The 20468-nt window shown below is 72.3% G+C and carries 21 protein-coding genes; 15 read left to right on the top strand and 6 right to left on the bottom strand.

The genetic code is table 11. From position 1 onward, the window contains the following. The 9 genes from EAD96_RS11120 to EAD96_RS11160 all read left to right on the top strand — a co-directional run. Positions 1 to 340 (top strand): cellulose binding domain-containing protein (locus tag EAD96_RS11120; RefSeq protein ID WP_199733136.1); only part of this gene is annotated, 340 nt, incomplete at its 5' end. 11 nt (positions 341 to 351) lie between these two features. Next, positions 352 to 1476 (top strand): ricin-type beta-trefoil lectin domain protein, encoded by a 1125-nt coding sequence (locus EAD96_RS11125; protein WP_121684206.1) that lies wholly within the window; start codon positions 352 to 354, stop codon positions 1474 to 1476. Positions 1477 to 1580: 104 nt separating this feature from the next. Beyond that, positions 1581 to 1997 carry a PPOX class F420-dependent oxidoreductase gene (locus tag EAD96_RS11130; protein WP_121684207.1) on the top strand — a complete coding sequence of 139 codons (417 nt, stop codon included), beginning with the start codon at positions 1581 to 1583 and terminating at the stop codon, positions 1995 to 1997. A gap of 44 nt (positions 1998 to 2041) precedes the next feature. Then, positions 2042 to 2632 carry a DinB family protein gene (locus EAD96_RS11135; protein ID WP_121684208.1) on the top strand — a complete coding sequence of 197 codons (591 nt, stop codon included), beginning with the start codon at positions 2042 to 2044 and terminating at the stop codon, positions 2630 to 2632. 89 nt (positions 2633 to 2721) lie between these two features. Next, positions 2722 to 4533: a hypothetical protein gene (locus EAD96_RS11140; protein WP_121684209.1), complete on the top strand. Its 1812-nt coding sequence runs from the start codon at positions 2722 to 2724 to the stop codon at positions 4531 to 4533. 39 nt (positions 4534 to 4572) lie between these two features. Further along, positions 4573 to 5583, top strand: coding sequence for a glycosyltransferase family 2 protein (locus tag EAD96_RS11145; protein ID WP_121684210.1), 1011 nt, complete (start codon positions 4573 to 4575; stop codon positions 5581 to 5583). A gap of 114 nt (positions 5584 to 5697) precedes the next feature. Continuing rightward, complete coding sequence (locus EAD96_RS11150; RefSeq protein ID WP_121684211.1) at positions 5698 to 6834, top strand: SPFH domain-containing protein; 1137 nt, start codon at positions 5698 to 5700, stop codon at positions 6832 to 6834. Positions 6835 to 6887: 53 nt separating this feature from the next. Beyond that, positions 6888 to 7919, top strand: a complete 1032-nt coding sequence (locus tag EAD96_RS11155; RefSeq protein ID WP_233585643.1) for a hypothetical protein — start codon at positions 6888 to 6890, stop codon at positions 7917 to 7919. Between the two features lie 146 nt (positions 7920 to 8065). Then, positions 8066 to 8764 carry a DUF4386 domain-containing protein gene (locus EAD96_RS11160; RefSeq protein WP_121684224.1) on the top strand — a complete coding sequence of 233 codons (699 nt, stop codon included), beginning with the start codon at positions 8066 to 8068 and terminating at the stop codon, positions 8762 to 8764. Between the two features lie 6 nt (positions 8765 to 8770). Here the strand turns inward: EAD96_RS11160 and EAD96_RS11165 are convergent, their stop codons facing one another. After that, on the bottom strand, positions 8771 to 9550 hold the full coding sequence (locus EAD96_RS11165) for an SDR family NAD(P)-dependent oxidoreductase (RefSeq protein ID WP_121684213.1): 780 nt from the start codon (positions 9548 to 9550) through the stop codon (positions 8771 to 8773). An 85-nt stretch (positions 9551 to 9635) separates the two neighbouring features. On the opposite strand from EAD96_RS11165, the gene EAD96_RS11170 reads away from it, so the two are divergent. Continuing rightward, positions 9636 to 10487 (top strand): helix-turn-helix transcriptional regulator, encoded by an 852-nt coding sequence (locus tag EAD96_RS11170; protein WP_121684214.1) that lies wholly within the window; start codon positions 9636 to 9638, stop codon positions 10485 to 10487. 69 nt (positions 10488 to 10556) lie between these two features. Here the strand turns inward: EAD96_RS11170 and EAD96_RS11175 are convergent, their stop codons facing one another. Both EAD96_RS11175 and EAD96_RS11180 read right to left on the bottom strand, forming a co-directional pair. After that, complete coding sequence (locus EAD96_RS11175) at positions 10557 to 11837, bottom strand: cellulose-binding domain-containing protein (protein WP_121684215.1); 1281 nt, start codon at positions 11835 to 11837, stop codon at positions 10557 to 10559. A 227-nt stretch (positions 11838 to 12064) separates the two neighbouring features. Further along, a complete protein-coding gene (locus tag EAD96_RS11180) occupies positions 12065 to 12928 on the bottom strand; it encodes a DUF6745 domain-containing protein (protein ID WP_121684216.1) in 864 nt (287 codons plus the stop codon). Positions 12929 to 13117: 189 nt separating this feature from the next. On the opposite strand from EAD96_RS11180, the gene EAD96_RS11185 reads away from it, so the two are divergent. Then, positions 13118 to 13549 carry an SRPBCC family protein gene (locus EAD96_RS11185; RefSeq protein WP_368666027.1) on the top strand — a complete coding sequence of 144 codons (432 nt, stop codon included), beginning with the start codon at positions 13118 to 13120 and terminating at the stop codon, positions 13547 to 13549. Between the two features lie 26 nt (positions 13550 to 13575). Here EAD96_RS11185 and EAD96_RS11190 read toward each other — a convergent pair whose 3' ends face one another. Beyond that, entirely contained in the window at positions 13576 to 14757 is a 1182-nt protein-coding gene (locus tag EAD96_RS11190; RefSeq protein ID WP_121684217.1) for a hypothetical protein, read from the bottom strand. Positions 14758 to 15107: 350 nt separating this feature from the next. Between EAD96_RS11190 and EAD96_RS11195 the strand changes: the two genes are divergently transcribed. Both EAD96_RS11195 and EAD96_RS11200 read left to right on the top strand, forming a co-directional pair. After that, on the top strand, positions 15108 to 15677 hold the full coding sequence (locus tag EAD96_RS11195) for a hypothetical protein (RefSeq protein WP_121684218.1): 570 nt from the start codon (positions 15108 to 15110) through the stop codon (positions 15675 to 15677). 99 nt (positions 15678 to 15776) lie between these two features. Then, positions 15777 to 16181 carry a DoxX family protein gene (locus EAD96_RS11200; protein WP_121684219.1) on the top strand — a complete coding sequence of 135 codons (405 nt, stop codon included), beginning with the start codon at positions 15777 to 15779 and terminating at the stop codon, positions 16179 to 16181. Between the two features lie 25 nt (positions 16182 to 16206). On the opposite strand, the gene EAD96_RS11205 is transcribed toward EAD96_RS11200, so the two are convergent. After that, positions 16207 to 17331, bottom strand: a complete 1125-nt coding sequence (locus tag EAD96_RS11205) for a glycosyl hydrolase 53 family protein (protein WP_121684220.1) — start codon at positions 17329 to 17331, stop codon at positions 16207 to 16209. 11 nt (positions 17332 to 17342) lie between these two features. Then, positions 17343 to 18521, bottom strand: a complete 1179-nt coding sequence (locus EAD96_RS11210) for a cellulose binding domain-containing protein (RefSeq protein ID WP_121684221.1) — start codon at positions 18519 to 18521, stop codon at positions 17343 to 17345. A gap of 213 nt (positions 18522 to 18734) precedes the next feature. Between EAD96_RS11210 and EAD96_RS11215 the strand changes: the two genes are divergently transcribed. Both EAD96_RS11215 and fmdA read left to right on the top strand, forming a co-directional pair. Next, positions 18735 to 19013, top strand: coding sequence for an FmdB family zinc ribbon protein (locus EAD96_RS11215; RefSeq protein ID WP_121684222.1), 279 nt, complete (start codon positions 18735 to 18737; stop codon positions 19011 to 19013). Between the two features lie 21 nt (positions 19014 to 19034). After that, positions 19035 to 20288, top strand: a complete 1254-nt coding sequence (fmdA, locus tag EAD96_RS11220) for a formamidase (protein ID WP_121684223.1) — start codon at positions 19035 to 19037, stop codon at positions 20286 to 20288. The last annotated feature ends 180 nt before the right edge of the window (positions 20289 to 20468 follow it).

Here is a 20468-nt window from a genome sequence, read left to right on the forward strand (position 1 = left end):
GCCGCCCTCCTCTCCCCCGCCGCCCAGCACGCCGCCGCCGACCGGCGGCGCCTGCACCGCCACCTACCGCACCACCAACTCCTGGTCCGGTGGTTTCCAGGCCGAGGTGACGGTCACGGCCGGCGCCGCGGCGCTCAACGGCTGGTCCGTGCGGTGGAACCTGGCCGGTGGCCAGAGCATCAACCAGGTCTGGAGCGGCACGCTGAGCACCAGCGGCTCCACCGCGACCGTCAGCAACGCCGCGTACAACGGCTCGGTGCCCGCGTCCGGCTCCACCACGTTCGGCTTCATCGCCGACGGCTCGCCCACCACCCCGTCCCTGACCTGCACCGGCTCGTGAGAGGAGCGTTCATGCGTACCAGAGTGAGGAGATGGCTCACCGCGGGCGCCGCGCTGGCGCTGCTGGCCGCCGGTGTGCTCACGCCGGCCGGGCCGGCGGGCGCCGAGTCCAACGGCGGCACCCGGGTGATGCCGCTCGGTGACTCGATCACCGAGGGCACCCAGGTGCCGGGCGGCTACCGGATCGGCCTGTGGCAGCGGCTGGCCGGCGGCGGCTACCGGGTCGACCTGGTCGGCTCGCAGTTCAACGGGCCGGGCAGCCTCGGCGACCACGACCACGAGGGGCACCCGGGCTGGCGCATCGACCAGATCGACGCCAACATCACCGGCTGGCTGAACGCCTACCAGCCGCGCAGCGTGCTGCTGCACATCGGCACCAACGACATCCTGCAGAACTACAACGTCTCGACCGCGCCGAACCGGCTCTCCTCACTCATCGACCGCATCACCACCACGGCGCCGAACGCGGACGTCTTCGTCGCCCAGATCATCCCGCTCGCCAACTCCGGCCAGGCGGCGGCGGTGCGCACGTTCAACGCCGCGCTGCCCGGCATCGTGCAGTCGAAGGTGAACGCCGGCAAGCGGGTCCACCTGGTCGACCAGTACTCGGCGCTGACCACCGCCGACCTGATCGACGGCATCCACCCGACCGCCACCGGCTACGACAAGATGGCCGCGGTCTGGTACCGCGCGTTGCAGTCGGTGTCCGGCAGCATCGGCACCCCCGGCAGCGGCGGCGGCACGTACCAGAACGTGCAGCTCGTCGGCGCCGGCTCGGGCCGGTGCCTGGACGTGCCGAACGGCAGCACCACGAACGGCACCGCGGTGCAGTTGTACGACTGCTGGGGCGGCACGATGCAGCGCTGGACCTACACCTCGGCCAAGCAGTTGCAGGTGCTCGGCAACAAGTGCCTCGACGCCAGTGGGCGGGGCACCGCGAACGGCACCAGCGTGATCATCTGGGACTGCAACGGCCAACCCAACCAGCAGTGGAACCTCAACGCCAACGGCACGATCAGCGGCGTCCAGTCCGGGCGCTGCCTGGACGCGGCGGGCTACGGCACCGCCAACGGGACGAGGATCAACCTCTGGGACTGCCACGGCGGCACCAACCAGCAGTGGAGCGCCCGCGCCTGACCGGCACGAGACGGGCTTTCCGGCGGACGCCGCCGGGGAGCCCGTCCGGGCGGCGTCCGCCGCATGACCAGCGGCGGACCCCGCGGGTACGTAGAGTGCGAACCATGTCGAAACCGCCGCTGCCCGAGCCCGCCGTCGCCATGCTGGGCAAACCGAATCCCGCCGTCATCGCCACGCTTCGCGACGGCCAGCCGGTGTCCGCGGCCACCTGGTATCTCTGGGAGGACGGCCGCGTCCTGGTGAACATGGACGAGGGCCGCCGCCGGCTGGCGCACCTGCGCAACGATCCCCGGGTCTCCCTGACCGTGCTGGACGAGGGGAACTGGTACACCCACGTCAGCCTCATCGGGCGGGTGGTCGAGCTGCGTGACGACGAGGGCCTGACGGACATCGACCGGATCTCGCAGCACTACACCGGGCGGCCGTACCCGCGCCGGGACCGCGCCCGGGTCAGCGCGTGGATCGAGATCGAGCGCTGGCACGGGTGGGGCGCGCACAAGGACAGCAGCCAGACCGGCTGACCGCCGCCCCCACGATGTCCGACCCGTAGGGCAGAGTGTCGGGCATGACCGCACCGAAGGACCCGAAGACCGCGCTGCACGCATACCTGCGCGGGATCCGGGAGGACCTGATCTGGAAGCTCGACGGGCTGAGCGAACGCGACGCCCGGCTTCCCCGCACCGCGACCGGCAACAACCTGCTGGGCCTGCTCAAGCACTGCCTGAACGTCGAGGCCGGCTACTTCGGGACCACGTTCGGCCGGGAGTTCCCCACCCCCGGGGAGCTGGTCCCGGACGACGCGGTCGACGCGGACCCGCAGGCGGACTGGTACGCCCGGGAGGACGAGACCAAGGACGGGCTGATCGACCTGTACCGCCGCGTGGGTGCGTTCGCGGACGAGACGATCGAGGCGCTGCCGCTGGACGCGCCGGGGCGGGTGCCGTGGTGGGGACCCGGCCGGCAGGACGTCACGCTGCACCAGGTCATCGTGCACGTCTGCGTCGACCTGGCCCGGCACGCCGGTCACGCCGACATCATGCGCGAGCAGCACGACGCAGCGATCGGGCTGGGGCGGGACAACAGGAACATCCCCGGGGGCTACGACTGGCCGGCGTACGTCAGCAAGCTGACGACGCTCGCCGACCGGTTCGCGTAGCCGGTCCTTCCGGTATTCCGGCCGGAAGTTTCAACCATATTTCGGACAGCGGATCGACAGGACCAGCAGCATCGTGAAGCATCTATCCCATGAAGATCCGGCCCGCCGTCGCCCCGCCGACCGCTGAGGACACCGGTCCCGAGCAGCCTCCCGCCGACCGGCCCTCGGACGACCGCCCCTCCGACGAACGGCCTGCGGACGGCAGACGCCGGTGGCGGCCGAACCCGGAGTGGACGCTGGCGATCCTCGGCAGCCTGCTGCTGGCGGTGGTGCTGACCTGGCCGACGATGCGGCACCCGGCGACCACGATCCCCGGCGACCTCGGTGACCCGACGTTGCAGGCGTGGCAGGTCGCCTGGTCCGGGCACGCGCTGCTCAACGACCCGGCCAACCTCTGGAACTCGAACACGTTCTATCCGGAGCGCTACACGTACGCCTACAGCGACACGCTGCTCGGGTACGCCCCGTTCGGGATGATCGGCTCCGGCTTCGAGGCCGCCGTGATCCGCTACAACGTGCTCTACGTGCTGCTGCACGCGCTGGCGTTCCTCGGGGCGTACGCGCTGGCCCGGCAGCTCGGCGCGAACCGCTGGGGCGGGGCGGTCGCCGGGATCGCGTGGGCGTACGCGCCCTGGCGGCTGGCGCACTCCGGCCACCTGAACATCCTGTCCAGCGGCGGGATCGCGCTGGCGCTGGCGATGCTGGCGCGCGGTCACGGCTGGTCGCTGCGCCACGGCTACCGGCCGGAACGCCGCAAGCCCGGCTGGGCGGTGGCCGGGTGGCTCGTCGCGGCCTGGCAGGTCACGCTCGGCTTCGGCATCGGGCTGCCGCTCGTCTACTTCCTGCTGGCCGCCGCGCTGGTTGCGGCCGGCTGCTACGGCTGGTCCTGGTGGCGCAAACGGGAGCGGCCCCCGTTCGGCCGGCGGCTGCTGATCGCCGACCTGGCCGGAGGCGCCGTGTTCGGCACCGTGACGCTGCTGCTCGGGCTGGTCTACCTGCGCGTGGTCGACCTCAACCCGCAGGCCGTCCGGTCGCTGGACTGGACCAAGATGTTCTCCCCGCCGCTGATCGGGTTCGTCACCGCGCCCGGCGACTCGTGGCTGTGGGGGGAACGGCACGCCGCCGCCCGCGAGCAGCTGACCTGGCCGCCGGAGATGGCGCTGCTACCGGGCATGACGCTGATCGGGCTGGCCGCGGCGGGGCTGTTCGTCTCGGCGTTCCCGGTGCGGCACCGCGTCGCGCTGGGGCTCGGCGTGGCCGGCACCGTGCTGCTGGGCCTGGGCGCCACGCTCGGCGGGGACGGCGACCCCGGCTACCTGACGTTGTCCACGCTCCTGCCGGGCTGGGACGCGTTGCGCACCCCGGGCCGGATGATGCACTGGACCAGCCTGCTGCTCGCGGTGCTGGCCGCCGGGCTGGTGACCGCGCTGGCCGAGTCGTGGCGCCGGCCCGCGGCCGCGCGCGCGTCCCGGGCCGTGGCGGCGCTGGTCCTGCTGGTGCCGCTCGCCCTGGTCACGCTGGAGGGCGTCAACCGCACGCCGCACCCGGCCGTGCCGACGCCGCCGGCGGCGATGCGGACTGCGCCGGAGCCGGTGCTGGTGCTGCCCGCCGGCGGGGTGGGCGACCTCAACTACATGCTCTGGTCGACCGACGGGTTCCCCCGGATCACCAACGGGCTGGGCGGTTTCGAGCCGGTCACCCAGGCCCAGACGCGGGTCGCCGTGGCGACGTTCCCCGACGCGGGCAGCGTGGCCTACCTGCGCGGGATCGGCGTGCGGTCGGTCGTCGCGGTGCCGAGCCGCGCGGCGGGAACGCCGTGGGAGGGCATCGAGACCCGGCCGGTCGACGGGCTGGGCATCACCCGGGAGGATGTCGATGGCACGCTTGTCTACCGCCTCTGACACCGTGGGCGCCGGGCGCGTGTGCCCGGGCCGGGCGGGGTGAGCACCGTGCGGCTGTCCGTGGTGGTGCCCTGCTTCAACGAGGAAGCGTCGGTGGAGCGGCTGCACGAGATGCTCAGCGCCGCGCTCGCCGAGTTGTCCGACGTGGACGTCGAGGTGGTGTACGTCGACGACGGCAGCGAGGACGGCACGCTGGCGGCGCTGCGCCGGCTCGCCGCGGCCGATCCGGCCGTCTGCTACACGTCGCTGAGCCGCAACTTCGGCAAGGAGGCGGCCATGCTCGCCGGCCTGCGACGGGCCACCGGCGACGCGGTCGTCATCATGGACGCCGACCTGCAACACCCGCCGCGGCTGCTGCCCGAGATGGTGATGCTCTACCGGCAGGGGTTCGACCAGGTGATCGCCCGCCGGGACCGCCGCGGTGACCGGTTCGTCCGGATGGTGGCGTCGCGCTCCTTCTACCGGCTGGTCAACTGGTGGATAGACGTCCGCCTGCTCGACGGCGCCGGCGACTTCCGGCTGCTGTCCCGGCTCGCGGTGAACGCGATCCTGGCGATGCCGGAGTACAACCGTTTCTCCAAGGGCCTGTTCTCGTGGATCGGTTTCCGCACCGCGGTGGTGGCGCACCGCAACGAGACCCGGCAGGCCGGGCGCAGCCGCTGGACGTTCGGCAAGCTGTTCAACTACGCGTTCGACGGCCTGCTGTCGTTCAACAACCGGCCGTTGCGCCTGGCCATCTACGGTGGCCTGTTCCTCACGCTCATCGCGGTGGGCTACATGGCCTGGGTGGTCGCGGACGCCGTGGAGAAGGGCATCGACGTGCCCGGCTACACCACGATCATCGTCAGCGTGATCGGGCTCGGCGGCATCCAGATGATGATCCTCGGGGTGATCGGCGAGTACATCGGCCGGATCTACTACGAGACCAAACGCCGTCCGCACTATCTGGTGCAGGAGACCGAGCACGTCGTCGATACCCCCGGCCGGCTGTCCCGGATTCCGGAGCAGCGTACGGCCACGGGCGAATCGATGGCCGGCGAAACCGGCTGAGCAACCCCGATCGGTGGGCGCCGATAGGCGCAGAATCGTGCTCTTTTCGCAGGTGGCGGGCGGTTGCTATGGTCGCCCGCGACGCCGGAGACCGGCGCCGAGGAAAGGGTTGCGATGGGGCTGATGGACAAGCTCCGGGGCGAACTCATCGACATCATCGAGTGGCTGGACGACAGCCGCGACACGATGGTCTGGCGGTTCCCCCGGTATCAGAACGAGATCAAGATGGGCGCCAAACTGGTCGTCCGGGAGTCCCAGACGGCGGTGTTCGTCAACGAGGGGAAGATCGCCGACGTCTTCCCGCCCGGGACGTACACGCTGGAGACCCGCAACCTGCCGATCCTGTCCACCCTGAAGGGCTGGAAGTACGGCTTCAACTCCCCGTTCAAGGCCGAGGTGTACTTCGTCAACACCCGGCAGTTCACCGACATGAAGTGGGGCACCCAGAACCCGGTCATCCTGCGCGACGCCGAGTTCGGCGTGGTCCGGGTGCGGGCGTTCGGCGCCTTCGCGGCCCGCGTGGTGGACGCGTCGCGGCTGCTGCGGGAGCTGGTCGGCACCGACCCGCAGTTCCGCACCGAGGAGGTGCAGGAGTACCTGCGGCAGCTCATGGTGGGACGCCTCGGCGGCGCGCTCGCCACGGCCGGCGTGCCGCTGCTGGACCTCGCCGCGCACCAGGACGCGATCGGCCGGCGGCTGGCCGCCGTGCTGACCGAGGAACTGGCCGAGGTCGGCATCGCGATCCCCAAGTTCGTCATCGAGAACGTGTCGGTGCCGCCGGAGGTCGAGCAGGCGCTGGACAAGCGGACCAGCATGGGCGCGGTCGGCGACCTGGACCGGTACACCCGCTTCCAGGCCGCGAACGCGATGGAGGCCGCGGCGAACAACCCGGGTGGCGAGGCGGGCGCGGGCATCGGCCTGGGCATGGGCATGGCGATGGGCCAGCAGATGGCCCGGACCATGGGCGGTGGCGCGGCCACGCAGCCGGCACCGGCCCAGCCCGCCCCCGCGCAGCCGGCCGCCGCCGAGCCGCCGCCGCTGCCGGGCCAGGCCCAGTGGTACGTGGGCGTCGGCGGCCAGCGCCAGGGCCCGTACGACCTCGGCGGGCTGGCCGAGCAGGCGAATGCGGGCGCGCTCGCCGCGGACACGCTCGTCTGGCGCGCCGGCATGGCGCAGTGGCAGCAGGCCGGGCAGGTGCCCGAACTGGCGCCGGTGCTCGCCAGCGTTCCGCCGCCGCTGCCGCCGCAATGAGCGACACGGCTGTCTCCCCGCCCTCGTACCAGTGCGGGGGTTGCGGTGCCCGGGTGGAGTTTGCGCCGGGCACGACCGCGTTGAGCTGCCCGTACTGCGGGCACCGGCAGGAGATCGCCGGCACGGGCCGGGAGGTGCGCGAGCACGCGTACGCGGATCTGGCGTCGCTGCCCCGCAAGCCGGTGGCGAGCGTCGGTGCGCACACGTTCGTCTGCCCCGGCTGCGGCGCCCGGACGGAGAGCGACGCGCTGGCGCAGCGCTGCCAGTTCTGCGCCACCCCGCTGGTGGCCGACGCCGGGGCGGGTGAGCTGATCGCGCCCGAGGCGGTGCTGCCGTTCGCCGTCGACCGCAACGGCGTGCGGACGGCCCTGGGCCAGTGGTGCCGCAGCCGCTGGTTCGCGCCCGGGAGCCTGAAGAAGATCAGCGAGGCGGAGACGCTCAAGGGCACGTACCTGCCGCACTGGACGTTCGACGCGCGGACCGTGTCCGACTACCAGGGCCAGCGGGGCGAGCACTACTACGTCACCGAGACGTACACGGTGACAGTCGACGGCAGGCAGGAGACGCGGACCCGGCAGGTGCGGCACACGCGGTGGCACCCGGCCGCCGGCACCGTCCGCCGGGACTTCGACGACGTGCTGGTGCCGGCCACCACCCACCTGCCCACCGAGCAGCTGGACAAGCTGGCGCCGTGGCCGCTGGCCGAGGTGACCGCGTTCCACGGCGACTACCTGGCCGGATACCAGGCCCTGCGGTACGACACCGAGCCCGAGGCGGGGCTGATCGAGGCGAAGGCGCGGATGGCGCCGGTCATCGAGCGGGACTGCCGGTCGGACATCGGCGGCGACGAGCAACGGGTGTCCGCCGTGGACACCGCGTACTCCGACGTGTCGTACAAGCTGGTCCTGCTGCCGGTGTGGATCGCCGCGTACCTGCACGCGGGCCGGTCGTACCAGGTCCTGGTGAACGCGCGGACCGGTGAGGTCATCGGCGAGCGTCCCTACAGCACGGCGAAGATCGTGGCGGCGGTGCTGGCCGCGCTGGCGCTCGTCGCGCTCGTGGTGGCGTACGCGATGAGCCGCTGACGCGCGCGGGCCACCGGCATGCCGTGCCGGTGGCCCGCGCGCATCGCGCGAGGTGACTGCCCGAGCGGCCGATGCGCCGCCGCGCCGGTCCACAGGAGAGTGAGGGCACGACCACCATCGGCCGGGCGGTGACGGAGGAGGCCCCGATGGACCCACTGCGGAAGATCTCGCTGGTCGCCGGCGGCGCGTACCTGCTCACCTTCGTCTCGATCCCCACCGTCGGCCTGTACGCCCCGGTCCGCGAGTCGGACTACGTCCTCGGCACCACGTCGCCGGCCCCGGTCGTCCTCGGCGGCGTTCTGGAGGTGGTCGTCGCGCTCGCCTGCATCGGCACCGCCGCCGCGCTGTACCCGGTGCTCAAGCACCAGGGGCAGGCCCGGGCGCTGGGTCTCGTCGGCGCCCGGGTGCTCGAAGCCGCCGGCATCCTCGCCGGTGTGGCGAGCATCCTGACGCTCGTCGCGCTGCGGGAGTCCGACGCCGGGCCGGACGCGCCCCTCACCGGCCGGATGCTCGTCGCGTTCTACGACTCCGTCTTCCTGCTCAGCCAGGGGTTCCTGCCGGCCGTGAACGCGCTGCTGCTGGGCACCCTGCTGTACCAGTCGCGCCTCGTGCCGCGCGTGCTGCCGGTGCTCGGCCTGGTGGGCGCGCCGCTGCTCGTCGCCTCCGACCTGGGCACCCTGTTCGGCGCCTGGGACCGGCTGTCAGCGGTGGCGGCGGTCGCCGCGCTCCCCATCGCGGTGTGGGAGTTCTCGCTCGGCGTCTACCTGGTCGTCAAGGGCTTCCGGCCCTCCCCCGTGACGGCCGGCACGGCCGGGCCCCGGCCGGTCCAGGACGCCACCGTCTGAGCCGGGTCAGGCCCGCGCGCCGCCGTCGACCCGCAGCACCGTACCGGTCACGAAGGAGGCGCGGTCGCTGAGCAGCCAGGCGGCGGCCTGGGCGATCTCGTCGGGCTCGGCGGCCCGGCGCAGCGGCGTGGCCGCCGCGAGACGGTCGATGATCCCGGGCGACTCGGCGTCCCAGGACCGCATCATCTCGGTGAGCGTGCTGCCCGGGGCGATCGCGTTGACGCGGATGCCCTCCGGCCCGTAGGTGACCGCCGCGGACTCGGTGAGGCTGTTGACCGCGCGCTTCATCGCCCCGTACGCGGGCAGCGCGGGGTTGCCCATCAGGCTGCCGACGCTGGAGTTGTTGACGATCGCGCCGGTGCCGGCGGTGGCCCGGATCGCCGCGACCTCGGCGACCATGGCGAGCCACGGCCCCTTCAGGTTGACGGTGTAGACGTGGTCGAAGTCTTCTTCGCGCACCCGGTCCATCGGTCCGGGCGGCACGATCGTCGCGCCGTTGTTGAAGGCGACGTCGAGGCGCCCGTACACCTCGACCGTGCGGTCGACGGCGGCGCGCACGCTTGCCGCGTCGGCCAGGTCGCAGACGACGTACTCGGCGGTGCCGCCCGCGGCCCGGACCTGCTCGGTGACCGCCTTCAGCTGGTCCTCGGTGCGTGCGGCGAGCAGCACCCGGGCGCCCTCGGCGGCGAACAGCCGGGCCGCCGCAGCGCCGATGCCGCGCCCGGCGCCGGTGACGAAAGCGACCTTGCCGGCGAGCAGGCCCTGAGTGTTTCGTGTGGTGTCCATGCCGCAAGCCTGCGTCCGGCCGCGGAGCCCATCCAGGCACCGGCGGTACCTGGTTACGCCCGCCGCACGCGGGCACACTGGGGTCGTGGACCGACGTGAGCTGGCAGTGTTCCTGCGCAGCAGGCGGGAGCGGATCGCCCCGGCCGACGTGGGCCTGCCCGCCGGGCAGCGCCGCCGCACGCCGGGGCTGCGCCGCGAGGAGGCGGCGCGGCTGGCGTTCATCTCGACCGAGTACTACACCCGGCTGGAGCAGGGCCGGGGTCCGCGTCCGTCGCGGGAGGTGCTGGCCGGGCTGGCCCGCGCGTTGCGGCTCTCCGACGCCGAACGCGACCACCTCCACCACCTGGCCGGGGAGCCGCCGGGGCCGCCGCCCGGACCACCCCGGGAGGTACGGCAGAGCGTGCTGGACCTGCTGCACCGGCTGCCGCAGGCGGCGGCGTTCGTGACCTCGGCGGCGTTCGAGGTGATCGCCTGGAACGATCTCGCGGCGGCGCTCATGGAGGACTTCTCCGCAGTGCCCCGGCGGGACCGCAACCTGGTCCGGCGGGCGTTCCTCGGCCCGCACCTGCACGGCGCGGGGCTGTACGACGTGTCGGACGTGGGCGAGTTCGCCCGCCACTCGGTCGGGCGGCTGCGCGCCGCGGCGGCCCGCTACCCGGACGACCCGGAGATGGCCGCGCTGATCGCGGAGCTGCACGCCGGGAGCGAGGAGTTCGCCCGGTTGTGGGCCTCCCACGAGGTGGGCGGCGCGCGGACGCTGTGCAAGACGTTCCGGCACCCGCTGGTCGGCCCGGTGACCGTCAACTGCGACGTCCTCGACATCACCGACCGCGACCAGCAGGTGGTCATCTACACCGCCACGCCCGGCTCACCCTCGGAGGAGGCGCTGCGGCTGCTCTCCGTGATCGGCACCCAGCGGATGACCGTCGAGCACTGAGCCGCCCGGTGGAACGCCACGGGTGCCTGCGCACGCGTTCGGCACCCGTGACGTTCCACTCGCAATGGGTCAGCAGCCGATGCGGGTGGAGCCCATCGCCACGTCGTCGTACCAGAGGGTGTCGGCACCGCCGCCGTAGCTCTCCCAGCCCAGCTTCAGGTCGGTGAGCTGCGGTCGCCAGGTGCGGTTGTACCACTGGCCGTCGATGTCGTGCGTCGGTACGCCGTCGGCGGTCAGCCCGGTCACGGCGACGCCGTCCAGCCAGGTACGCAACTGGCCGGCCGAGCCGTCCACCATGAACTCCAGGCAGGCCCAGCGGTTGGTGGGCAGCGGCACGCTCTGCGCCACACCGGCCGGGCTCTGCTCGGGCAGCGTGGCGTCGTCGGAGGCGCGGTTCCACTGGAGCGCGCCGTTCTGGCCGCCCAGGCGCAGGTCCCGGTTGCCGTCGGCGGCGTCGGACATGGTGATCATCGTGGTGTGGTCGGTGGGCTGGGCGGTGGTGTGCCGGACCCAGATCCGCGCGTACCGGACGCTGCCCAGGTTGCTGAGGTTCTTCGTGGTCCGGACGAACACGTGGTTGCAGTAGCCTGCGGCGCCGTTGATCCGGACCGCGCGGCTGCCGCTGTGCGTGGTGGCCGTGTCGATGGTGGCCGTGCCGGCGCCGGAACAGTCAGGGCTCACCACGCCCCAGTCACCCGAGGGCGTCGAACCGGTCTGGTTCTCGAAGCCGTCGCAGAGCACCGCGCCCGTGCACCCGCTCGGCGGCGGGGTGGTCGGCGGAGGCGTCGTGGGAGGTGGCGTCGTGGGCGGAGGCGTGGTCGGCGGGGCCGTCGTGGGCGGCGCGGTCGTGGGCGGCGCCGTGGTCGGTGGGGCGGTGGTCGGCGGGGCGGTCGTCGGCGCCGTCGTGGTGGGCGGCGGCGTGGTCGTGCCGGCGCCGTTGCACGGTACGCCGTTCAGGCTGAACCCGGTCGGCGTGCCGCCGGCGGTGCCGAACGTGCCCTGCACGCCGAACTCGGTCGAGCCGCCGGCCGGGATGCTGCCGTTGTACGACATGTTGCGGGCGGTCACCGTCGACCCGGACTGGCTCACCGTGGCGTTCCAGCCGTTCGTGACGCGCTCGTCCCTGGCGTACGTCCAGGTGACGGTCCAGCCGGAGACGGCTGTGTCACCCGGTGACACCTTGATGTTCGCGGTGAACCCGCCGGGCCACTGGTTGGGTGTGTAGTCGACCCGGCAGCCCTGTGCGGCTGCGGCCGGGCCGGTGAGCAGCGCCGTACCGGCCGCGGTGACGGCGGCCAGCGCGGCGACGGCCGCCACGAGCGGGGCGGGGCGGGCACGGAGAATCGTCATGGGAAGTCCTTCGGCGTGGGACAGGGCGCAGCGACGCGCGTCCGGGACGGACGCCGCAGCGCGGGAGGGTGCGGCGCGGCGATGCGCCACGTGGTCGATGCGTACGACCGATGTGCCCGGCTCGAAGGCGGCCCGGTCAGCCGCCGGGGTCCGGTGTGCGGACCTCGGCGGCGCCCGAGCCCAATCTATTTACCGTCGCCTATCCAATCAAGGTCTGCGCCCGCCCGTCATCCCGGATCGGCGCCCGCGCCGCCGCGCAGTGGTTGCCAGCCATCGCGATAGCGGACACCGTCGGGCCGCAGCCGGATCCGGTCGTGCGGCGTACCGGGGACCGGCTCGGTCCGGATCGTCTGCGGCCGGTCCACGACGACGCAGACCTCCTCCCCCGGCCACCACCAGCCGCAGGAGCGGGCCAGGTCGGCCCAGGTGTCGAGGTGCCCGGCCTCCTCCGGCCCGTACCGGGCGAGGCCGAGCCGGCGCAGCAGGTCGTAGTAGGCGATCCAGGACGCGTCCTGCTGCCCGTACCAGCACACGGGCACCGGGCCGTCGTTCGCGAGCGCCCCACGCACCGGCAGGTAGAACCCGTGCGCGAGGCTCCGGTGCAGCGCCGCCCGTACCCCCTGGTGCAGCACGACCGCGAGCGGTACGCCGCTGTCCAGCGCCCGCAGCGGCGCCAGCTCGGGCCACGGCTCCTTGGCCTTGCCCGTACGCGCGGGTGACAGCTCGGGATCGGTGTGCACGACGCCCGCGCTCAGCGCGCCCCGGAGCTGGGAGACGATCATGGCGATGTCGCTCGCCAGCAGGGGTGTCCGGGCCGGCCGTGCCGCCCGGATGCGTTCGTGGAGGTGGTCGAGTGTGGGCCAGCCGCCGACCAGCGGCATCGCCTCGTCCGGCGAGTCGACCCACTCGAACCGGGGCCGCGGCCGCGACGCCCTCGCGTAGAGGGCGGTCAGGCAGCGCTCGGCAGCCGGTCGGTCGGCCGGTTGCGTGGACAGGGCGTGGTCGAGCCATTCCTGGCGGATCCGGACCGCCTGCTGCCACAGGTCGTGCGGGGTCTTCGCGGCGCCGTCGCGCCGCGTGGGGGCGCTCATCGCGCCGGGGCGTCGCCGCCCTTCCGGTTGGAGATCATGGAACGACTCTGACCCATGTCGCGGCACCGCTCAAGCGAATTCCGGTCCTCCCCGGTCATCCGCACGTGGCCCGGCACGGTGCTTCCCGGCCATATAGTGACCCTCGTGGACAGTGACCGTCTGACCCGCCCCCCTGTCATCACCGCGCAGATGCTCATCCGCCGGCCCGCCGCCGAGGTCTTCCACGCGTTCGCCGACCCGGCCGTGACCACGAAGTTCTGGTTCACCAGGAGCAGCGGCCGGCTGGAACCCGGCGCCGTCGTCACCTGGGAATGGGAGATGTACGGCGTCTCCACCGTCGTGACCGTCAAGGACGTGGAGGAGAACCGCCGCATCCTGGCCGAGTGGGATCCGGAGTCCCCCACCCAGGTCGAGTGGCGGTTCCTGCCGGGCGAGGGCGACACCACGCTGGTCCGGGTCACCGAGACCGGCTTCGCCGGGACCGCCGACCAGGCCGTCAGCAAGGCGATCGACTCGATGGGCGGGTTCACTATGGTCCTCTGCGCCTGCAAGGCGCTGCTGGAGCAGGGTGTGCTGCTGAACGCCGTCGGAGACGCCCACCCGGCGGGCTTCGAGGACTGACCGCAGCCGCCGGCCCGGCAGTCCGGTCAGGCGCCGGCCACCGGCACCGGCGCGAACAGGGGCGGTGCCGGGTCGGCTGCCCGGATCGCGCCCACGAGCTGCGCCAGCTGCGGGTAGTCGCCGCGGGCCGCGCGGAGGAGGTGGTCCGCGGCGGCGTGGTTGCCGAGATACGACTCGGCGGCCGCCCGCAGAAGGAGCGCGACGGCACAGAGGTCGGCCGGTTCGCTACCGGGGCGGACGTCGAGAAGCAGCGATCGCGCATCCTCGGGCCGCTGGTTGAGCAGATGAGCCAGACTCATCGCGATCCGGGCGGAGAACGCGTGCGGCTGTGTCCGGGCGGCGATCCCGGCCAGTTCCGAGATCTCCCGCACCTCCCGGCGGGCCACCGGCGAACCGGTCACCACCGCGGCGTACAGGTACCACAACCCGAACTGGACGCTCAGCGTCTGACCGATGGCCGCGGCAGCCGCGGGATCGGTGCTGCCCGCGCGGGCCAGCGCCGCGAGCCGCTCGGCCTCCTCGACCAGTTCCGCCGACTGCGTGTGTGCCGTGCTCAGTCTCTGCTGGTAGGCAGCGAGGGCCAGGAGCGGATCGCTGCCGGCGCGGGCCTGAATCCCGGCCCGGTGGACGACACCACCCGCTCGGACGACCGCCCGCAGTGCCCTGACCACCTCCTCCTGGTAGTAGCCCGCCCGCAGCGCATCACGGGCGGCGGCCGGAGCCCGGAGCCAGCGGAGCAGGTTGTGGCCGTCGCTGCGGGTCGAACGCCCCGGAACGAGGTTGGTCAGGCCGAGCAGCGCCCCGACGAACGCGGCGCCGAACAACGTCAACCGCGTCAAGGCCGTACCGGTGTACCCGGACGCGACGACGAGTGCCGTCGCGGCGCACAGGTTGGCCAGCGGGCCACCGAGGTAGAACAGCACCATCCGCAGCGGTAACGCCGTCGTCGACGGCGAAGGCCGGACCGACACCTCGTTGCGCCAACCGTTGAAGGGCGCGATACGGACCGCGACGACCGGCAGACCCAGCAGCTTCGCCACGACCAGGTGCCCGCACTCGTGCAGGACGAGGTGCAGCCACAACGACAGGCAGGTCAGGCCGGCGGCGATGATCGCACCCGTCACGGACTCGGTGACGAGCAGCGCGAACGCCGTCGCCTCCACCGCCAGGAGGAGTGGCACGGCGACCAGCCGACGGCGGAGCTTCACCGGGAGATGGTACGGCCGGACGGGCGGCCGCAGGGGTACACGCGCCCTCGCCCCGGCATCACCGCAGCCCGACGGTACGGCCGTAGAGCCGCAGCCCGGGCTGGGCGACGTGTCGTGCTGCGGGGTAGCTGACGTGGAGCATCGAGTGGGACAACTTCGTCGACGAGTACCCCGGGATCGAGGGAACCGAAGGGCAGTGGACGAGGCGGCTGGCTCTGGCCCTCGAACGCGCCTGGGGATAGTCGGACCGCGTAGCCGCGCGGACATAGCGGCGCGGACAACCGTCGGCCTGAAGATCGAAGAAGGAGGCCCCGCCCGACCGGTTGCCGCCGAATGACACTCTTGCGCCGATGGACGCGTTCATCTCACAGTTGCCGGCGTTGCTCGGCGTCGTTGTCGGTGCCTTGGGCACAGGCCTGGTGGCCTTCCTGTCCGCCAGAAGCCAGTGGAAGCGCGGCCAGGCCGTGCGGTGGGACGAACGACGACTGGAGGCATACAGCGAGTTCGCCCAGGTACTTAAGGAGATTCAGGCGATATCGCTGAAGGTGCTGGCTACAGCGGCCGGGGACAAGTACCGCACAGGGCTGAACGAAGCAGAAGCTTTTCCTCGGCTCGCCGAGGCCGACATCAGGCACACCCTCGTCTGGGAAAGACTCTTGCTGCTCGGAGACGCTTCCACCGTCATGGCCGCACAGGACTGGCGGGAGGCAGTCTGGAGACTCGAACACCGAGCCCGTGGCGTCGACGAGAACTCCGGGCCATTACTGGAACTGGTCCAGCAGGCGAACGCGAGTCGGGACCGCTTTTATCATGCAGCTCGGCGGGGCCTCGGCGTAGGCGGCGGATCGGTCGCTCAATCCGACCGCCTGCAGCGACGCCTCGCATCCCAGAACCACGAGCCTCCGTCGCCAATCAGCTGAACCAGCTGGACTCCGCGATGAGTTCGGCTGCCTCCGCCGGTCTGAGCTGGTGTATCCGATCGGATGCGGAACACCCGACCGCCAGGAGGGACGAGAACCATGACCGTCGTCGACACCACTCCCCCGCCCGTCGCACGCGGGTTGCACCGGACGCTGTGGGCGCTGCAGGGCGTCCTCGGAGTCTTCCTCATCGTCGCCTCCGCCGGTCCCAAGCTGTTCGGCGAGGCCAACGCAGTCCAGACCTTCGAGGACATGGGCGCCGCGCCCTGGTTCCGTTATCTCGTCGGCCTGCTGGAGCTGGCCGGTGGCATCGGGCTGCTGGTGCCGCGGCTCGCCGGGCTGGCCGCCGTCGGGCTCGCGCTGCTCATGGTCGGCGCCGCGATCACCCAGGCGTTCATCCTGGACGGCGGCGCGTTGGTGCTCACGCCCGTGGTGCTGTTCGCGTTGTTCGTGTTCATCGCGTGGGGCCGCCGCCACTCGATACGCCGGCTGCTCATGCGCTGAGCTGGGGGGTGCGCGAGCCGATCCGTCAGGGCGTCCAGCGCACCCCCGGGTTCACCCGCCCGAACCAGTCGAAGAGGGCCATGTTGTCCCATCCGTTCCCGGTGCCGTTGATGTTCGCCGGGTCCCAGCCGTTGCCGGGGACGGCGTACCAGGTGGGTTCCCAGTAGAAGACCCCGATCGCGCCGGCGTTGCGGGCGGTGTTCTGGACCCAGTCGAACTCCTGGGCCTGCCCGGCCCAGGTCGCGCTGATGCCGTCGCAGGTCGCGTCACCGATGACGTTCGGCTGGCCGTCCGCGTCGTCCCGGGTGAAGGGGTACGCGGTCTCCACGATCACCACCGGCTTCCCGTAACGGCCGCGCAGGTCGACGATGTTGTCGTAGAGGATCGCCAGGCTGCCGTGCCACATGCAGTAGTAGGACAGCGCCGTCATGTCCCACTGCACGCCCTGGGCACGGATGCCGTCGTAGAACCAACGGGCGTTGGCGTTGCTGTCGGCGTTCGCGGTATGGATCATCACGGGGATGCCGCCGCCGCAGGCCTTCACCGCGTTGTAGCCCTGTTTCAGCAGGCCGGCCAGCGGGCCGAAGTCGTTGTTGACGACCTTCCCCTCGTTCCACAGCATCCCGACGTTGATCTCGTTGCCGATCTGCACGCTGTCGGGCAGGGTGCCCTGCCCCCGCAGGGCGGCGCAGACGTCGTACGTGAACGCGTACACGTCGTTTCGCAGCTGGCTCAGGCTGTGCCCGGACCAGGCGGCCGGCTTGTACTGCTTGCCGGGGTCGGCCCAGGTGTCGGAGTAGTGGAAGTCGATCAGTACCTTGAGGCCCTTCGCCTTGGCCGTGCGCGCCTGGGCCAGCACCCTGCTCTTGTTGTTGTAGCCGCTGGCCGGGTTGTTCCAGACGCGCAGCCGGACGTAGTTGACGCCGACGGACTTGAGGATGTCCAGCGGATCGCGGGCGACCCCGTTGGCGTCGTGGTACTTCGCGCCCAGATCCAGGCTGCGCTGCAACGACGAGACGTCGGCGCCCCGCATGCTGAGCGTGTTCGCGGCGGCGACTGGCGCCGGCGTACCCCCGAATGTGGTGGTGGCGGCGAGGACGACGGCCGTGACGGCCCCGGCCAGGGTCCGACGGCGGTGGGGTGTGGTCACGAGACTTCCTCTCAGCCGGCAGTGCAGGGGGCGCCGTTGAGCGAGAAGCCGGTCGGCGGCGCGTCGCTCGCGCTCCAGCGCCCCTGGAAGCCGAAGGTCGTGGCGCCGTTCGGCGCGATGACGCGGTTCCAGTCGGCGTTGCGGGCGGTCACGGCGGCACCGGTCTGGCCGACGGTGGCGTTCCAGGCGGTGGTGACCTGCTGGTCCCCGGGGAAGCTGAAGGTGACGATCCAGCCGTCGACCGGCGTCGTCCCGGTGTTCTGGACCGTCACGGTCGCCACGAAACCGCCGGGCCACTCGGACTGGTTCCGGTAGGTCACCCGGCAGGTCGAGGGCGGCGGGGGCGGCGGCGTGGTCGTCGTGGGCAGGGTGACCGTGTTGGACGCGATCGACACGTTGCCGGCGGCGTCCCGGGCCCGCACGTAGTACAGGGTGCGCAGCGGCGTCTCCGGGGGCAGCGCGGCCGTGTACGTGGTGCCCGGCACGGTGGCCACGCGCGTCGAGGTGTACCAGCCGTCGAACCGGTAGACGTCGTACCCGAGCACGCCGGTGTCGTCGGTCGACGGCGACCAGGACAGCGTGGCGGTCGAGGCGGTCACGTCGCCGACTGTGAGGTTCTGCGGGGCGCTCGGCGGGGTCGTGTCCGGGCCGGTGTCCGTCACGGGCGTGACCACCGTCAGCGCGTCGGTGGAGGGCGAACGGCGGCCGTCGCCGTCGCGGGCCGACACCCGGAACGAGTACTGCCGGCCGGGCTGGATGTAGGTGGTGATCGTGGCGGTGGTGACGTCGCCGAGGCTGACGCCGTACACCACGTCGTCGAACGCCTGGTAGTACGTGATGTCGTACCCGACGACGGGGCAGCAGCCGCGCGTGGCGGCCGTCCAGGTGAGGGTGACCGACGTGCTCCGTACCCGGGTGGCGGTCAGGTTCGTGGGCGCGCTCGGCGGGAACGGCGTGGTGCTGGGCGTGCTCGGCGTCGACGTGGGCGGCGGCGGCGCGGTCCCGGTCGGCTCCGCCGCGAAGGCCGCGGCGCCGCCGGGCGCCGGCGCGACCTGGGGGTACGCGGTGCCGGCGCCGGCCGACGGCGCGGCGGTCAGCGCGGTTGCGAGCACCGCCGTGGCCAGCACGGCGGCGGCCGGCAGACCCGGCCGCAGGCGGCGGAACAGCGAGGACGAACAGACGGCTGCCATACGTCGACGATGCGGTCAACCCATCGATGATCGCCAACATACCTCACGCCTCGGTCGGTGCGGCGGCCCAGCCGGTCCGTCGCGACGGCGGAAGTTCCGTCTCATTCGTCGTTTTGCGCCGCTTCTGCCGCCGATCGCCCACAATCGGGAAGACGGGGTGAGTGGCCGCGGAACGGCCACCCGCACGCACGAGAGGCCCAGACGGGAACGGCGATGGCCACCTTCGAGTACCGCTGCCGGCAGGACGGCAGCTTCGACGTCACGCTGCCGGTCGGCGCCGCGGGTCCGTCGACGGACTGTCCCCGGTGCGGGAACCCGACGACGCGGGTGTTCGCCGCGCCCCGGCTGGGCCGCATGCCGGCGGCGCTGCGCGAGGCCATGGACCGGACCGAGCGCAGCGCGGAACAGCCGGAGGTGGTCGGGCGGGTACCCGGTCGTCGCCCGGCACGCCGCTCGACCGACCCGGCCCACGCCCGCCTGCCGCGATGGTGACCACGAGAAGGGCTCGACGCCGTGCCTGAACTGCTGTTCCCCCTCGACTCCGCCAAGAGGTTCACCGACCAGGAGAAGGTCGGGCACAACCGCTGGCATCCCGACATCCCGCCCGTGGCGACGGTACGGCCCGGACAGTCGTTCCGCGTCCACTGCCGTGAGTGGTTCGACGGCGCGATCCACAACGACGACTCCGCCGAGGACATCCGGGACGCGCCACTGACCCGGGTCCACGCGCTCAGCGGCCCGTTCGCCGTCGAGGGCGCCGAGCCGGGCGACCTGCTCATGGTCGACATCCTCGACATGGGCCCGATCCCGCAGGAGTCCGGTCCGCTGGCCGGCCAGGGCTGGGGCTACACGGGCATCTTCCCCACCGGCAACGGCGGCGGCTTCCTCACCGAGCAGTTCCCCGACGCCTACAAGGCGGTCTGGGACTTCACCGGCCGCACGGCCACCTCCCGGCACATCCCCGGGGTCTCGTTCACCGGGATCGCCCACCCGGGGCTGATGGGCACCGCCCCGTCCGCGTCGCTGCTGGCCACCTGGAACCGGCGGGAGGGTGCGCTGATCGCCACCGCGCCGGACCGGGTGCCGCCCCTGGCCCTGCCTCCCGAGCCGCAGGACGCGATCCTCGGCGGCCTCAGCGGCGCCGACTTCGACCGGGTGGCCGCGGAGGCGGCGCGCACCGCTCCGCCCCGGGAGAACGGCGGGAACCAGGACATCAAGAACTTCACAGTCGGCAGCCGGGTCTTCTACCCGGTGTACGTGCCGGGAGCCAACCTGTCCGTCGGCGACCTGCACTTCTCCCAGGGCGACGGGGAGATCACCTTCTGCGGCGCCATCGAGATGGGCGGGTTCATCGACCTGCACGTGGACCTGATCAAGAACGGCATGCAGACGTACGGCGTCGCCGAGAACGCCATCTTCATCCCGGGCGACACCCCGCCGCAGTTCTCCCGGTGGCTGGCCTTCTCCGGCATGTCCGTCACGCTCGACGGCGAACAGCGGTACCTCGACTCGCAGCTCGCGTACCAGCGCGCCTGCCTGCACGCCATCGACTACCTGACCCGGTTCGGCTACCAGCCGGAACAGGCGTACCTGCTGCTCGGCGCCGCACCCATCGAGGGCCGGCTCTCCGGCGTGGTGGACATCCCCAACTCCTGCGCGACCGTCTACCTGCCCACCGAGATCTTCGACTTCGACATCCGCCCCTCGGCCGCCGGTCCGGCCCGGATCGACCCGGGCATGGGCGCCCCGAAGGCCACGATGAGCTGAGCAGGTGACCGCGCCACCCGTTCCGGCAGGACCGGGCCGGTCAGGGGGCGGGCGGGCGCCGGAAACTCCGCGCCGCGCGGGGCGCCGGGATGTCAGCCGTACGCCGCATCGCGGCGGCGCGACCCGGCGTGTAGCCGAACTCGCGGTCGAAGTCGGAGATGAACGCGGACGGGCTGGCGT

The sequence above is a fragment of the Micromonospora sp. BL1 genome (assembly GCF_003667485.1).
Taxonomy (GTDB): domain Bacteria; phylum Actinomycetota; class Actinomycetes; order Mycobacteriales; family Micromonosporaceae; genus Micromonospora; species Micromonospora tulbaghiae.

Excerpts from the sequence above, each read along its gene's own strand:
- EAD96_RS11210 (WP_121684221.1), bottom strand. The coding sequence starts at position 18,521 with ATGGCAGCCGTCTGTTCGTCCTCGCTGTTCCGCCGCCTGCGGCCGGGT.
- EAD96_RS11150 (WP_121684211.1), top strand. The coding sequence starts at position 5,698 with ATGGGGCTGATGGACAAGCTCCGGGGCGAACTCATCGACATCATCGAG.
- EAD96_RS11125 (WP_121684206.1), top strand. The coding sequence starts at position 352 with ATGCGTACCAGAGTGAGGAGATGGCTCACCGCGGGCGCCGCGCTGGCG.
- EAD96_RS11140 (WP_121684209.1), top strand. The coding sequence starts at position 2,722 with ATGAAGATCCGGCCCGCCGTCGCCCCGCCGACCGCTGAGGACACCGGT.
- EAD96_RS11135 (WP_121684208.1), top strand. The coding sequence starts at position 2,042 with ATGACCGCACCGAAGGACCCGAAGACCGCGCTGCACGCATACCTGCGC.
- EAD96_RS11180 (WP_121684216.1), bottom strand. The coding sequence starts at position 12,928 with ATGAGCGCCCCCACGCGGCGCGACGGCGCCGCGAAGACCCCGCACGAC.
- EAD96_RS11215 (WP_121684222.1), top strand. The coding sequence starts at position 18,735 with ATGGCCACCTTCGAGTACCGCTGCCGGCAGGACGGCAGCTTCGACGTC.
- EAD96_RS11185 (WP_368666027.1), top strand. The coding sequence starts at position 13,118 with ATGCTCATCCGCCGGCCCGCCGCCGAGGTCTTCCACGCGTTCGCCGAC.
- EAD96_RS11165 (WP_121684213.1), bottom strand. The coding sequence starts at position 9,550 with ATGGACACCACACGAAACACTCAGGGCCTGCTCGCCGGCAAGGTCGCT.
- EAD96_RS11195 (WP_121684218.1), top strand. The coding sequence starts at position 15,108 with ATGGACGCGTTCATCTCACAGTTGCCGGCGTTGCTCGGCGTCGTTGTC.
- EAD96_RS11160 (WP_121684224.1), top strand. The coding sequence starts at position 8,066 with ATGGACCCACTGCGGAAGATCTCGCTGGTCGCCGGCGGCGCGTACCTG.
- EAD96_RS11175 (WP_121684215.1), bottom strand. The coding sequence starts at position 11,837 with ATGACGATTCTCCGTGCCCGCCCCGCCCCGCTCGTGGCGGCCGTCGCC.
- EAD96_RS11200 (WP_121684219.1), top strand. The coding sequence starts at position 15,777 with ATGACCGTCGTCGACACCACTCCCCCGCCCGTCGCACGCGGGTTGCAC.
- EAD96_RS11130 (WP_121684207.1), top strand. The coding sequence starts at position 1,581 with ATGTCGAAACCGCCGCTGCCCGAGCCCGCCGTCGCCATGCTGGGCAAA.